12 protein-coding genes are annotated in these 15,738 nt (G+C 30.3%); 6 read left to right on the forward strand and 6 right to left on the reverse strand.

What is annotated here, in order from left to right; genetic code table 11:
- Nucleotides 1-48: 48 nt before the first annotated feature.
- Together ACSUE0_RS13535 and prsA are read left to right on the forward strand one after the other, a co-directional pair.
- A complete protein-coding gene (locus tag ACSUE0_RS13535) occupies nucleotides 49-612 on the forward strand; it encodes a DUF3267 domain-containing protein (protein WP_017723164.1) in 564 nt (187 codons plus the stop codon).
- A gap of 270 nt (nucleotides 613-882) precedes the next feature.
- The gene (gene prsA / locus ACSUE0_RS13540; protein WP_119613222.1) at nucleotides 883-1,875 is read left to right on the forward strand and encodes a peptidylprolyl isomerase PrsA; all 993 of its coding nucleotides are present in this window, start codon (nucleotides 883-885) and stop codon (nucleotides 1,873-1,875) included.
- Between the two features lie 184 nt (nucleotides 1,876-2,059).
- On the opposite strand, the gene yhaM is transcribed toward prsA, so the two are convergent.
- The 6 genes from yhaM to xdrA all read right to left on the reverse strand — a co-directional run bounded on the left by yhaM (nucleotide 2,060) and on the right by xdrA (nucleotide 9,883).
- Nucleotides 2,060-3,001 (reverse strand): 3'-5' exoribonuclease YhaM, encoded by a 942-nt coding sequence (yhaM, locus tag ACSUE0_RS13545; RefSeq protein ID WP_119613221.1) that lies wholly within the window; start codon nucleotides 2,999-3,001, stop codon nucleotides 2,060-2,062.
- The gene (locus tag ACSUE0_RS13550) at nucleotides 3,001-5,934 is read right to left on the reverse strand and encodes an AAA family ATPase (RefSeq protein WP_119613220.1); all 2,934 of its coding nucleotides are present in this window, start codon (nucleotides 5,932-5,934) and stop codon (nucleotides 3,001-3,003) included. The genes yhaM and ACSUE0_RS13550 overlap by 1 nt, the downstream gene beginning before the upstream one ends.
- A 1-nt stretch (nucleotide 5,935) precedes the next feature.
- A complete protein-coding gene (locus tag ACSUE0_RS13555) occupies nucleotides 5,936-7,120 on the reverse strand; it encodes a metallophosphoesterase family protein (protein ID WP_119613219.1) in 1,185 nt (394 codons plus the stop codon).
- A gap of 495 nt (nucleotides 7,121-7,615) precedes the next feature.
- The gene (locus ACSUE0_RS13560) at nucleotides 7,616-7,960 is read right to left on the reverse strand and encodes a YlbF/YmcA family competence regulator (RefSeq protein ID WP_017723169.1); all 345 of its coding nucleotides are present in this window, start codon (nucleotides 7,958-7,960) and stop codon (nucleotides 7,616-7,618) included.
- Nucleotides 7,961-8,028: 68 nt separating this feature from the next.
- On the reverse strand, nucleotides 8,029-9,159 hold the full coding sequence (locus ACSUE0_RS13565) for a DUF445 domain-containing protein (protein ID WP_436957732.1): 1,131 nt from the start codon (nucleotides 9,157-9,159) through the stop codon (nucleotides 8,029-8,031).
- 259 nt (nucleotides 9,160-9,418) lie between these two features.
- Nucleotides 9,419-9,883, reverse strand: a complete 465-nt coding sequence (gene xdrA / locus ACSUE0_RS13570) for an XRE family transcriptional regulator XdrA (protein WP_017723171.1) — start codon at nucleotides 9,881-9,883, stop codon at nucleotides 9,419-9,421.
- 431 nt (nucleotides 9,884-10,314) lie between these two features.
- On the opposite strand from xdrA, the gene purU reads away from it, so the two are divergent.
- The 4 genes from purU (at nucleotide 10,315) to ACSUE0_RS13590 (ending at nucleotide 15,600) form a co-directional block, all read left to right on the forward strand.
- Complete coding sequence (gene purU / locus ACSUE0_RS13575; protein ID WP_436957734.1) at nucleotides 10,315-11,166, forward strand: formyltetrahydrofolate deformylase; 852 nt, start codon at nucleotides 10,315-10,317, stop codon at nucleotides 11,164-11,166.
- Nucleotides 11,167-11,558: 392 nt separating this feature from the next.
- Nucleotides 11,559-13,808, forward strand: a complete 2,250-nt coding sequence (gene pflB / locus ACSUE0_RS13580) for a formate C-acetyltransferase (protein WP_436957735.1) — start codon at nucleotides 11,559-11,561, stop codon at nucleotides 13,806-13,808.
- Between the two features lie 18 nt (nucleotides 13,809-13,826).
- Entirely contained in the window at nucleotides 13,827-14,582 is a 756-nt protein-coding gene (gene pflA / locus ACSUE0_RS13585; protein ID WP_436957737.1) for a pyruvate formate-lyase-activating protein, read from the forward strand.
- A gap of 217 nt (nucleotides 14,583-14,799) precedes the next feature.
- The gene (locus ACSUE0_RS13590) at nucleotides 14,800-15,600 is read left to right on the forward strand and encodes an ABC transporter permease (RefSeq protein WP_119614975.1); all 801 of its coding nucleotides are present in this window, start codon (nucleotides 14,800-14,802) and stop codon (nucleotides 15,598-15,600) included.
- Nucleotides 15,601-15,738 lie beyond the last annotated feature (138 nt).

Genomic DNA, 15,738 nt, shown 5'->3' on the forward strand with positions numbered 1-15,738 from the left:
GAAAGTATATAGCATGCGAATTATAATATAAAGGAGTATGACCAAATAATGTATCTTTGTACACGGCAAATAGATATTAATGCGCGTTTTGGTTTACCTAGGATTGCTTTTCTTAGTTTAGTCACAACAATCATTACATTTCTCATTGCTTATGAAATTTTATACTTCTTTTCAAATACAAAGTTAACAGATAAATATTTTTTAGTTTTTTTGTTACTCGTATTAGTTTTATACCCTATTCATAAAGCAATTCATTTATTCTTTTTGTTTCCGTACTATAAATCATTTAAAAAGTATAAGTTATTAAAACAAAAAAACATCCCATTTTATAACACGTACGTTAACACGCCTGTAAACAAGTATTATTTTTGTTTTGATTTGATAACACCAGTTATTATAATCACTTGTGTTTGCGCTTATTTAAGTACTTTATTCCCGCAGTATGGACATTATCTAATGTTTCTTATTGCCTTAAACATGGGCTATTCAGTAATGGATTTTCTATATTTAAAGATTATTATATTTTCAAACGAAGGAACTTACATTGAAGAACATCAAACAGGCATCAATATATTAAATAAAGTTGAATCAAAACATGAACGTCATATATAACTATTATTTTGAAACATATAATATTAATGTTTCAAAATAATTGCTATCACAATAATAACTTGTTATTTCAAAAGCTTTTTTTAACGAGTTTTTACAATTTAAATTATTTTTGTCTAATGGGACAACAAAATCTTATTTTTGGAATTTGATTTTGTTGTCTTTTTTATTAACAGCCTAATACTATAGTCTTAGAAATTGTGTTTCTAATTGGTGATTACACAATAATATGTTATATTTACGTTGTTATTCTTACAAAAGGAGTTTCCAACCATGAAAACATTGAAAAAAGTTATACTTCCTGTTACTGCAAGTGCTTTATTATTGGGTGCGTGTGGTAACAGTGCAACAGACTCAAAAGAAGATACAATCATTTCTTCCAAAGCTGGTGACGTTAAAGTAGAAGATGTTATGAATAAAATTGGCGATGAACAAATTGCTAACAGTTCTTTCTCTATTTTATTAAATAAACTACTGGCTGATAAATATAAAGATGAAGTTAACACTAAAGATATTGATAAAGAAGTTGAAAAAGAGCAAAAACAATATGGTGGTAAAGACCAATTTGAAAGTATGTTAAAACAACAAAAAATGTCTCTAGGCGATTACAAAGAACAGAAAAAATTACAAGCTTATCAAAAAGAATTGCTTAATGACAAAGTAGATATCTCAGATAAAGAAATAAAAGAAGATACTAAAAAAGGCTCTCACATCTTAATTAAAGTTAAAGAAAACAAAGATGATAAAGAAGGCTTATCGGATAAAGATGCTAAAGCTAAAGCAGAAAAAATTCAAAAACAAGTTGAGAAAAATCCAGATAAATTTGGCGAAATTGCTAAAAAAGAATCAATGGATAAATCCTCAGCTAAAAAAGATGGAAGCTTAGGTTATGTTACCAAAGGTCAAATGGAAGATAAATTTGAAAAGGCACTCTTCAAGCTTAAAGAAGGTGACATTTCTGATGTAGTCAAAACTGATTACGGCTATCACATCATTAAAGCAGATAAGCAAGATGATTTTGATAAAGAAAAAGGTAAACTTAAAGCACAATTAATTCAATCTAAAGTTCAAAAAGAACCTAAATTATTAACAGATGCATATAAAGAACTATTGGATGAATACAAAGTAGATTACAAAGATAGAGATATCAAAAAAGCAATCGAAGATTCAATCTTGGATCCTGAGAAAATTAAACAACAACAGCAACAACAACAACAGCAACAAATGATGCAACAAAGTGGTGCTGGCATGTCTACAGGACAATAGTAATTTTAAAAAGAGGTTAGGAAAATTCCTAACCTCTTTTTATATATTATAAATAAAAGCAATACATAAAAATGAGAGTAGGACGACGCACCCATTTTTAAATGTAATTGCAGCCCCACTCTCAATATTTAATTTAAAAACTTCTTTTATCAAGCTATTTCAAGAAATATTCTAGCTTTAACTATTAATCTAAAGATGTCGGATTGTAAAATTGTCTACCATCTAACCCAAAGATACGTTCCGTAAATTGTCCTTTATTTGTTTTCTTAAATGCTTTTTCAAACATATTCATTTTCGCATCTATATTATCAATAAAGAACAATATTTCAGCTTCTTTCATGTGTGGTAATTTAGGTGATCCAAATTCCATTTTACCATGATGTGCTAAAATCATATGACGTAATAACAATACCTCTTCACCATCAATGCTTAATTCTCTAGCAGCTTCAGCTACTTCATCACTTGCAATCGAAATGTGCCCCAATAAGTTTCCTTCAACCGTATAAGATGTAGCTACTGGTCCACTTAATTCTCTTACTTTACCTAAATCATGTAAAATAATGGCACTATATAATAAGCTGCGATTCAATAATGGATAAATATCGCATATTGATTTAGCTACTTGCAACATTGTTAACACATGGTAACTTAAACCACTTGAGAAGTTGTGATGGTGCGTACTTGCAGCCGGAAATGTAAAGAACGCTTCTTGATGTTTACGTATTAAATGACGCGTAATACGTTGTAAAGTCGCATTTTCAATTTCTAACATATAATGTGAAATCTCTTCTTGAATTTCATCAGGTGTCATAGGTGCACCATCTACAAAATCTTGCGTTTTCATATTATCTTCAGGTGTAGCCAATTTTATCTTATTAATTTTCATTTGTTTACGGCCACGATAATTTATGATATCACCTGTAACGTGTACAATCTTTTCAGGCTCTAATACTTTCATATCTTCTTTACTTACAGTCCAAAGTTTCGCTTCAATATCACCACTTTTATCTTGTAAATGAAGCGTCATATAATCTTTACCTTGAGCAGTTACACCTTGTGTAGCTTTATGAATCAAGAAAAAATGATCCACTGAATCTCCAGGATTTAAATTTTCAACATTTCTCATTATTTACCGCCTTCCTCGATTTTATTTAAAGTAATAATTTGTTTTGAAGGCACACTCGTATCTTTCACACATGTAAAATACAAAATTTGATAACTGCTTGGCATTTGTCTTAAATAATTCATCATGATATCTTTTCTATATTTATCAAAATGCACAAAAGCGTCATCAATAATAATTGGGAATGGATAATACGGTTTTAAAGTTTGAATTAAACTCAAACGTAATGCAATATATAAAATTTCTTTCGTAGACTGACTTAACTCTACAGGCTCATACATCTGTCCATTTGCTTGTTTTACCATTAAATCGTCATTAGCATATGTGACTTGCACATAATGACCATTTGTTAAATGCGAAAAGATATTTGTTGCTTCGTTTATTACTTGTGGCAAACGTTTATCTTTAATTTGCTTAATATGCCCTTCTACTAAAGCTTGTAGATAACTAAGACTAGCCCAATCTTTAGCTTCATCATTTACTTTGTTTTTAAGTATATGGAATCTATGTCTTAAATCAGCTAAAGTTTTATCTGTTTCCATATCTGTAATTTTAGCATTTAAATCACTTACTTGTGACTGTAGTTCTAAATATTGGTCATTATAATCATCTACTTGTCGTGCGAGTACTTCATCTTCATTAGTTAATTGCGCAGCAGTTTTCTCACTCAATCTAGAACTAGTATCATAATTGTAATTTTGATTTTCTAGGTATTTTGATAAATCATTAAAACGTGCCATCTGTTGATGGTAATTTTGATGTTGAACATGATGTTGGTAATAAGACTCTTCATCATTAACATTAACAAAATTAAATAATTGTGAAATTACATTACTATTTTCGTTTAATCTATTATGAAGTTGTGAAACCTCACTTTCAATCAACTTAATTTGTTCATTGTTTCTATTCCACTTATCTAAATTACTTGTTTCTTCTTTTAGCCATTGTCTTATATCGTGGAATAATGACAATTCATTAAAATATGAAAATTGCTTTTTTGTGATTTCTTGCGCATGAGCATAAAATTCATCTAATTGTTGTTGTAATTCATGTGCTTTTTTATGAAGTTCAGTAATATGAACATCATGTTCTTTAATTTTATTCATTGTATTAATGCTATCAATAATTAATTCGTCAGACATTTTGTTCGATAAGAATAAATCTGATTTAACGTCATTAATATTGTTCTGAGCAGTTTGATAATATTGTTTGGCTTTCTCTAATGTGTCTTCTAAATAAGCTGCTTTTTTATCGATTGCTTCTTTTGTTTTAATTGCAGTTTGATACTGTTCACGCACTCTATACTGATCATCCAAATCAAAATCAAGGTCATAATTTTCCTCTAAATGATTCACTTGATGCTGCAAATCATCAATCTCTTTTGAAAATGTTTCGCTATGTCCAATTTCTTTTGATTTTACAAAGAATATACCTACGATAAAGATAAGAGATAAAATTGTGAATACGACACCGAAAATAATATTTGCAGATACAAATGAGAAGATTGTTAACCCAATTCCTATTACTGCTAATATCATTAGACCTATACGTAATAAATTTTGTTTTTTCTCATTTTCACGTTGCTCAGTATCAAATGCCTCTTTCATTTTTTGATAGAGGTTATTTTTTTCTTGTAATTCAAATACTCTTTTATTATATTGCTTTTTCTTTTCAAAATTTTCTTCTGGAACAATGTCCGCTTCTAATGATTTTATTTCTACGTTGTTTGTGTCTTTATCAATTTTATTTTCTTCAATGTTACGTTCAAGTTGTTGTATATATGCAGTTTGTTCTTGCTTGTTTTTAATTTGATTACTTACGTGACTTTTCATTGCTTCAGAATCGTCTACTTGATGATGAACATCTTGCCAACCAATATTTGAACTTAGCCCTGATTTTTCACGTGTTTTATCTTGAATTTCTTTTTCTACAGCCTTTAGTTCATATTCTTTTTGTTTAATTTCGTTTTCTTGTTGATGTAAATGATTAAACGCATCTATGTCACTTTGTTTTGGTACATTTACTTTTTCATTTTCTGCTTTTAGATGTGCTAATCGTTCCTCACGTAAACCAATATCTCGTTTTAAATTTTGTGTTTGTATTTTTGCAGATTCATAACGATCAATACCTTGTTCTGGAAACACTATTGGTTCAATATTTAATTGGGTTTCTAGTTGTTTCCATTCTTGAGTCTGTTCATGTAATGCAATCTCTTTTTGTTTTTGCTCATGCATTTTAGATAGTTGTGTTAAATTTTGCTTTAAATTACTTAACCTACGTTCAGCTTTATCTTTATCATCAACTAACCTTTTATATGAAGTTAACTTTGCTTCTTCTTCTCTAATTTGTCCTTCAAGTTCTTTCAACTGTTCTAATTGTTGATTTATGATAGGATTACGACCATTTTTCTTATATAACATTTCTTTTTTATTGCTTAATATTTCGCGCATACTTGTAAATTCTGTTGAACCTAATGCACCTGCTTGTAACAGATAATTTTGTAATTGCGTTTCATCCATTTTTTTATGAATATCTTGAAGCCCAAGTACGTCAAAAGAAAAAATACCTTGATATGTACGCTTAGAAATAAAATTCAGTTCTTTATTCAACCAAGTTTCATCTTTAATAGTTCCGTTAGGTAAGTATACTTTTAAGTCACCTGTTGCACTGCCTTTAATACGTTCAACCTCTACTAACGACCCATCATCTTGAATTAAAGTTAATTTTCCACCGTATTGGTTTCCTAATCGAGGCTCTAAACGTGGCTCATTTTCTTTCTTAGTTGGGAAGCCGAAAAGTATGGAATGAATAAATGCTTGGATAGTTGATTTACCTGATTCATTTTCTCCATATATTTCAGTAAATGATTCATCAAATTCAATCTTTCTTTGTATAAATTTACCGTATCCATAAATCTCTAATGATTTAATTTTCATTTTATTCTCCCCTCATATCTGACTTCAAGAGTTCTTCAGCATGTTCAATAAGTTCTCGTCTATCAAAATCGCTATACTTTTCTAAATACTTAGATGCTTTAGGATTTAAATATAAGTCATTCATCGCTTGATCATATACGGTATTGTCCTCGATTAACTCAGGAGAAAATTCTTTAACTAATGTATTTTGATCATCATACTTATTCTTGATTGTTAAATCTTCAATAAATACAAAGTTATGTTCATTAGTCTCATAATCACTTATCATTTCATGAATTTGTAAAATGTCTTGTTCCGGTATCCAATGATCCGAATCTACTATTACTTTGAGCTGATAGATTGCTTTACCGTTTTTTCTAATTTGAGTTTTAAATGCTTGTATATCATCAAAAAGACCTTGTTTAGACGTTTGTTTTGTTTCCAGAACAGCTTTCTCAAATCGTATAAATTGCGTTGGCACAAATTTAGCATCGAGATTTAAGTTGTCACCTTCAACGAGTAAACATCCTTTTTCACCAAGCTCTTTAAAATGTCTTCCTTGTATATTGCCAGGATAATGTATCTGTGGCATATCGCTCAATTGTTGACGTTCGTGTATATGTCCTAAGGCCCAATAATGATACAATTTATTATTTAAGTCTTCTAATCTAAACTCTGTGTAACGGTCATTTGTACTAGTTTTACTATATGTGCCATGCAAAATGCCTATATGAATACCTTTATAACCTTGGCTAGTTGGATATGCATCAAGCTTATTCTCATAACTCGCATCATTTTGGTAGCTAAAACCATGAAGATAAATTTCTTCACCGTTTTTAGTTATTGTTTGATATGTTTCTACATTTTCAGAGAAAACTGATACATTATCTGGCCATACAGTACCAATATTCGATGATAAAGGATCATGGTTACCGTGACATAAATAGATAAAAATCTGTTCTCTTTCTAAACGTTCGAATTGTTCCTTTAAAAACACTTCTGCACGTAATGTGCGGTTTTGTTGATCAAATAAATCACCTGAAATAATCATAAAATCGATTTCTTCGGCTAATGCTAAATCCACTATTTTTTTAAAACTTTCATAAGCACTTTTTTGAATATCTTCGAAAATAGGCTGACTGAGATAATCTCTTGACTTAAAAGGACTATCTAAGTGTAAATCAGCACAATGAATAAATTTCACCATACAGTATCTTTCTCCTTTATTGAAAGGTTTATTTAAACTGATGCATATTTAATATTTCAGTAACAGATTACACGCTTCAACTAACACTAAAATTTATGCATACAAATACCTTGTATTAGTATATTTTACCACATTGCCTATTAGACAGTCGATAAAACAAAAGATGCTCAATTTAAGACGATATCATTTCAAATTATTATTAAATGACTTAGCGTTTATCCATTTCTACCGCTTTTTAATTAAAACAGAATCTTTAAAAAGACTCACAAAAAAATGAGGCTGACACATAATTATATGTCTCAGCCTCAAATATTGTATTGGTAGTTACTACTAATTGGAATTGCGTTTAAATTAAGCTATTGCAATTATAGTCTCTACTACCATGATGGATGACAAAATCTTAGTTATAAAATAATTAGTTTTCTGTGCACTCCATTTAAACTACAACACAATATTTGTTTGTATCATAGTCTTCACACGTTACACTAACAAAAATTAGTCAGCGTAAATTTCATCTAAAGGTTTTACAATGATTTGGTTAATTTCTTGGAATACTTGGCTCATATTTTGTTCAGCAGCCATTAATTCAGAAATGTTAGAATCATTTTCGATTTTTTGAGCTTGTTCTTGTGCTTTTTGTAGCTCTTCTTCACCGATTTCTTCACCTTGCATTTGTTTTTGTTGGAAATTTAATTGTGTTTCACGGAATTCATCAAATAAATCTTTTGATTCTTGATTTTCTTTAACTTTTGCATAAGCATTTTGAATAGCTTGATATTCATCACTTTCTCTTAATGCTTGTTCTAATTGATTTGCATGATCGTATAAATTTACTGCCACTATGCTTCACTCCTTTTTTGTATATGTGTGAAAACCACATCGATATTACAATAACATAATTTAATATGTTATACAAAAATTGCAATTACCCCTTGTAATAAACCAATAATACCACCTAATAAGAAACCTAATAACATAATTAATTTTAACTCTTTATTCGCTATATCTATAATAAGTTTTTCAATATATGCTAAATCAAACGTATTAATCTGCTGTTCGACCATTTGACGTAAATTAACTTTCTTCATAATTGGCGAGATATGTTTTGATGCATTTTCAATAATCACATTTGTTAGCTTTTGCGACACTTTATTTTCTAAAAATTGTATAAAGTTTGGCATAAGGGTATTTAGTGGCTTCGTTGCCATATTATTAATATCCATATAACCTATTGCTAAATCAGTTACTGATGTTTTAAAAGATTGAAATTGTTGTTCATTTAGCACTTCACTTAACTGTTTGGATTTAAAGGTTGTGTACTCATTCTCGATAATTTGATTTGCGATAACTTTCGCCTTGGGATGATTAGTCAATCTGATTAATTCATGTTGGATACGATCAGCAATACTTTCTTTCGTCATAAACATTTGTAATAACCCAACAATTTTCCCTTTTTCATTGAAGAATGTGTCTAACATTGATGCGATGTCTGATGCGCCTTTTTCAGATTTCAAATAGACACGTGCTCTATCAAATAATAGTTCTGGTACTGCTTCAACCTTACTATCTAAACTTTTTTCAATATCTTCAGGAATTAATTGTGCAATTGAAGTATTCCTATGATCATAATAAAACAGTTCTAATTTTTCTGACATGACCGTTTCTAATTTCCCATTTGCTAATTGGCCAATATCTATATCCATTTTATTTGCTAAATAATCAAAAGATGTACGATCTTCCTTTAACTTCTCAATTTGTTTTTGTACTACTTCTTCAATTGCAGTCCTCGTCGCTGTTGCATTTAATTTGGACTGAATCATACTTTCAGTAAGTAAATGTTCTTCAATAACTTGCCCAATTTTATCAGCAATTTCTGCTCTTCGTTTGGGTATTAAACCTGGCGTGAATGGCACGCGTTTGTTAAAAATATAATATGTTTTGAATGGATGGAATAGCATTTTCACCGCAATAACGTTCGTAATTCCACCAATTAATGCACCAATTATCATCATAAATATAATTATTAAAAATGCATGCATAAAAGTTTCTCCTTTTTATTTTACTTGGTAACGTACTACTATATAAAAATTCATTCTTAAACATTGTACAATACATATAGTTTAATTGTGTAGAAGAATACACTTATTCATTTTAAAAAACAATTAAAAATAAAAAAAGACCTAAATCTTTTGTTTAGGTCAAGTAGTGTATAGTGACTAAATCATTCATATACAATTTAAAGTCCTATGTCACCAAATTATATAAATAATGATTCTTCTATCACAAATTGAATTAATATTATACGTGCATTAACTCTTCTTTAGAAATTCTACCAAAATACGTTTCTGCTTCTCTTAATTTAGAAGTACCAAATATTGGTTGTGTTTCTTGGTTAAGTACGCGATAAATATCACTTACTTTATTGCTTTGTAAGATGAAACCATTACGGCTATCAACAGTGTTCCAGTAGATGTCACTTGTTGTTGAATGGTTAGGATATGCACAGTGGTTACGAGAAATAGTTTGTACCATTTCTAGAGGATCACAACCAAATGTACTATTTAAAACATCTGAATCTCTAAATAATGCACAAATTGAGACACATGTTGTCCAGTTAGGTAGTACTCTTTCTTTTTCTATTTGTACTAAAGTCTTTTTTGAAAGACCAATAGTTTGGGCCATCGTATCTTGCGTATAACCTGCTTCAATACGTACCATTTTAAATTTTGTTTGAATTAAATCTGTGAAATTCTGTCTATCCATTACTTTAATCTACCTTTCATCTAAAGAATATTTTATCCGGACACAAGAAATTGCAATAATACACGCTTCTTGAAACACAAATTACATCTTAATACAATTTTTAAGAAAATAAAAGAGTGAAATCAAATTTTCATCGTTTTTTATCATTGGCGCAATTATCAAAATAATCAATCTTATATCTTATAATTTAGTTAAAAACAAAAATCACTTTGTTTGTAAGCGTATTATTTTCGTAAAAAGTGTCATTATCTATCATTACTTATTACTCATAAAAGATAAAAACACTATTCATTATTATAGCCTATTTCTACTATAATAGTATAGTTAAAAGTATAAATTGTTCTATTTTTATTGAAAAACATTTTATTTATTTACATTGTTCAGAATATTCCCTATAATTTTAAGTACTTTTTAAATTTTGAGGTGCTTAAATGGAAGATAAATACATATTACTCGCAACATGCAATGACAAAGTTGGTATAACGTCATTAATTACAAATATTATTGCAGAATACGGCTCTAATATTTTACATCTTGATCACTTTACTGAATACGATCATGCACAAGATACCGAAGGAAAATTATTTTTAAGATTTGAGTTTGAAAAAGTAACACAATTGAAAGAAGCTCTAGAAAACACTTTAAGTCAAAATGATATTAATTTTGATATTTTTGATACAAGTGATAAAACAAAAATCGCATTATTTGTATCAAAAGAAGACCATGCTTTTAATGAAGTATTATTAAGAGTTCAGCGTAAAGAAATCCCAGCTGAAATCACTTGTGTTGTCAGTAATCATGAAAACAATAGGCATTTTGCTGAATCTTTTAATATCCCTTTTTACTATGTACCAAGTAACAATGATAAGGCTGTTGCTGAACAAAACATATTAGATATTTGCGCAAAACACGAAGTAGAATTAATAGTTTTAGCTAAGTATATGCAAATACTTACTGATAATTTTGTAAGTCATTATCCAAATCAAATTATTAATATCCACCATTCTTTCTTACCTTCATTCATTGGAGCGAATCCATACAAACAAGCTTGGGAGCGCGGCGTTAAATTAGTCGGTGCAACAAGTCATTACGTAACTTCTGATTTAGATGAAGGACCGATTATAGACCAAGATGTCACACGTATTAATCATCGTTATAACGTACAAGATTTACGTAAAATTGGACGTCATGTTGAATCTTCTGTTTTAGCTCAAGCAGTTGAATATCATGTTCAACATAAAGTCATCGTAAATGATGGCAATAAAACAATTGTTTTTAATTAATATTGTGTATAATAAGTGTACTAATTACTGTTATCATAGTTATTAATATAAATTTATACACAATTTAATTTCTAAAACCTTCTATTATATATGCACGATTTATTAGGCCACTTTTATCCTCTAATTAATAAGGATAAAAGTGGCCTGCTTTGTGTTTCTTATTTTTTATACTCTTCTTCGCCCAATTCTTATCTTTGCTTATTAATAATACTCCAATAATCTCCTGTTATATAACAGATACACAATATTATAAAACTGTCATATAACTTCTTACAGTTTCTCAAATCGTTCACAGTTTGTATTAAAAACTTTCACAAATATTGTGAAAAAATTAACAATGATAATGTTACAATATTTGTGAAATTATTAACAAAATGAATGGAGGAGTAAAAATGTTAGAAAAAGAAAAATTACACGAAACTGCTTGGCAAGGATTCAAAAGTGGACGTTGGAATCGCCATGTTGATGTTCGTGAGTTTATCCAACTAAACTACTCACTATATGAAGGTGATGATCAATTTTTAGAAGGACCGACTGAGGCAACAACGAAGCTGTGGGATCAAGTGATGGCTTTATCCAAAGAAGAACGTGAACGTGGTGGCATGTGGGATATGGATACAAAAGTGCCTTCTACAATCACTTCACATGAAGCTGGTTATTTAAATCAAGATTTAGAAACTATTGTCGGTGTCCAAACTGAGAAACCATTTAAACGATCTATGCAACCATTTGGAGGCATTCGTATGGCTAAAGCTGCCTGCGAAGCATATGGTTATGAGTTAGATTCAGAAACTGAAAAAATATTTACAGATTATCGTAAAACACATAATCAAGGCGTGTTTGATGCCTACTCTAAGGAAATGCTTAATTGTAGAAAAGCTGGTATTATAACAGGTCTTCCTGACGCTTACGGTCGTGGGAGAATCATTGGTGACTATCGCCGTGTTGCGCTATATGGCATTGACTTTTTGATGGCAGAAAAAATGCATGACTTTAATACTATGTCTACTGAAATGTCAGAAGATGTTATTCGCTTGCGCGAAGAATTATCAGAACAATATCGCTCACTTAAAGAATTGAAAATATTAGGTAAAACATACGGTTTTGACCTTGGTCGTCCCGCTAATAATTTTAAAGAAGCTGTACAATGGCTTTATTTAGCATATTTAGCTGCTATTAAAGAACAAAATGGTGCTGCTATGAGTTTAGGACGCACGTCTACATTCTTAGATATTTATGCTGAACGAGATTTAAAAAACGGCACGATAACAGAACGTGAAATTCAAGAAATAATTGACCATTTTATTATGAAATTACGTATTGTGAAATTCGCCCGTACACCAGATTATAATGAATTATTCTCTGGGGACCCTACTTGGGTTACTGAATCAATTGGTGGTATAGGGATTAATGGTAAACCACTTGTAACTAAAAACTCATTCCGTTTCTTGCACTCATTAGACAACTTAGGACCTGCACCAGAACCAAATTTAACTGTACTTTGGTCGGTACAATTGCCATCCCACTTTAAAAACTACTGTGCAAAAATGAGTATAAAAACAAGTTCAATACAATATGAAAATGATGATTTAATGCGTGAATCGTACGGTGATGACTATGGTATTGCGTGTTGTGTATCTGCAATGAAAATTGGTAAACAAATGCAATTCTTTGGTGCTCGTGCAAACTTAGCTAAAACTTTATTATACGCAATTAATGGTGGAAAAGATGAAAAATCTGGTATGCAAGTGGGACCGTCATATGAAGCTATCAATTCACAAGTATTAAATTACGATGAAGTGTTTGAAAAATTTGATAAGATGATGGATTGGCTAGCAGGCATTTACATCAATTCTTTAAATGTTATTCATTATATGCATGATAAATACAGTTACGAGCGTATCGAGATGGCGTTACATGATACTAATATTATACGTACAATGGCAACAGGTATTGCAGGATTATCAGTTGCTGCGGATTCATTGTCAGCAATTAAATATGCTCAAGTTACACCAATACGTGATGACAATGGTTTAGTAATTGATTTTGAAATAAATGGAGATTTCCCTAAATATGGTAACAATGATACTCGTGTAGATGATATTGCCGTAGATTTAGTAGAACGCTTTATGGCTAAATTAAGAAGTCATAAAACATATCGTAATTCTGAACATACAATGAGTGTACTTACAATCACTTCAAATGTCGTTTATGGTAAAAAGACCGGTAATACACCTGATGGACGAAAAGCTGGTGAACCGTTTGCCCCGGGTGCCAATCCAATGCACGGACGAGATCAAAAAGGAGCATTATCATCACTCAGCTCTGTTGCAAAAATTCCATATGATTGTTGTAAGGACGGTATTTCAAATACATTCAGTATCATTCCTAAATCATTAGGAAAATTACCAGAGGAACAAAATAGAAATCTTACAAGTATGCTTGATGGATATGCTATGCAACACGGCCATCATTTAAACATAAACGTCTTTAATCGAGACACATTGTTAGATGCAATGGATCATCCCGAAGAATATCCACAACTAACTATACGTGTTTCTGGCTATGCAGTTAATTTCATTAAATTAACACGAGAACAACAATTAGATGTTATTTCTCGTACGTTCCATGAAAGAATGTAAATAAAAGGTGGGAGCAAAATGCTTAAAGGACACTTGCACTCTGTCGAAAGTATGGGCACTGTCGACGGTCCAGGTATTAGATATATACTTTTTATGCAAGGCTGTTTATTGAGATGTTTATATTGTCATAATCCAGATACATGGAAAGTCAATTCATTTTCTAGAGAAGTAACAGTTGATGAAATGATTGATGAAATCACATCTTTCAAATCTTATTTTGAAGCATCTGGAGGAGGAGTAACTATAAGTGGTGGTGAACCGTTATTACAAATGCCCTTTATCATAGCTTTATTTAAAGCATTAAAGGAAAATGGAATTCACACATGCATCGATACTTCTGCAGGCTGTGCAAATGATACAGTAGCATTTCAACGTCACTTCGATGAATTATTAAAATATACAGATTTAATACTATTAGATATTAAACATATTGATAACGAAAAACACATAGCATTAACTAAAAAACCTAACACACAAATATTAAACATTGCTAAAAAGTTATCAGGTCTTAAACATCCTGTTTGGATTAGGCACGTGCTAGTTCCCGGATATACTGATTCCAAAGAAGATTTAATACAATTAGGAGCATTTATAAATACATTGGATAATGTGGAAAGATTTGAACTATTACCCTATCATCAACTTGGTGTTCACAAATGGGAAGCAATGAACTTGAGCTATCCGTTAAACGATGTTCAACCACCTACAGATAACGACGTTAAATTAGCTTATCAATTTGTAGATTTTAAAGGCAACATCCCTTTGAAAATATAACCATTCTATATAATGTTTTAACGAGCCTCCCGTTTCGCTAATTTGGGAGGTTCGTTTTAAATTAAATAAAGTATTTAATGATGATGAATCCCATCTTTTTATAGTTATACTTTAAAGTGTAACAGTATTATATTTATATTTGCTTATATTTTAAAAAATAATGTATAATTTTATTTGTCAGTTTTTAAAAGTCAGCATGAAAGAGTGATATATTTAAATGAATGCGATATATTTTGTTTTGAAAGAGCAATTAAAAAATTTATATTTAATTAAAAGATTAGCAGACTTTCAACTACGTATTTCAAATCACAATAACTATTTAGGAATCGCTTGGGAGATTATAAACCCAGCCATGCAAATTGCAGTTTACTGGTTTGTCTTTGGTTTAGGGTTACGAAATAATACATCGCATGATGGTATTCCATTTATTTATTGGTTAATTGTCGGTATTAGTATGTGGTTTTTCGTTAACCAAGGTGTATTAGAAGGTACAAAATCAATCACTTCAAAGTATAATCAAGTAGCTAAAATGAAGTTCCCATTATCTATCATACCTAGTTATATTGTTTTTAGTAGGTTTTACGGTCATCTTGGTTTACTTATGATTGTGTTAATATTATGTTTCTTTGGAGGTTATTATCCTTCCATATACTCATTACAATTATTAATTTATGTGCCTTATGCACTTATACTTACTATAGTTATTTCACTATTAACTTCAACATTAGGTGTACTCATCCGTGATACACAGATGGTAGTTCAATCGCTGATGAGAATCATATTTTTTGTATCTTCTATTTTGTATACTCCTAAAAATGAAATTGTAATGACAGTGATGAAATTAAATCCAATCTATTTCCTAGCGGAGGGCTATAGAGCATCTGTTCTTCACCATGAATGGTATTTTATTGAACACTGGCACTTAACGCTATATAACCTTGCACTACTAGTTATTTTATTTATTGTTGGTTCTATATTGCATATGCGTTATAGAGACCATTTTGCTGATTTTATGTAAAATCACTTTCATCAAATTTGAATATATACTAAACCCACTTTATATCATTCATGATGCAATAAAGCGGGTTGTTAGTTCTATAAATATTTTATAGCGCTCAATATTAATGGTAATATTAAATAAATGGTTAGATCTTAT

This window comes from Staphylococcus sp. AS1337 (assembly GCF_051408735.1).
In the GTDB taxonomy this organism is placed as follows: domain Bacteria; phylum Bacillota; class Bacilli; order Staphylococcales; family Staphylococcaceae; genus Staphylococcus; species Staphylococcus xylosus_B.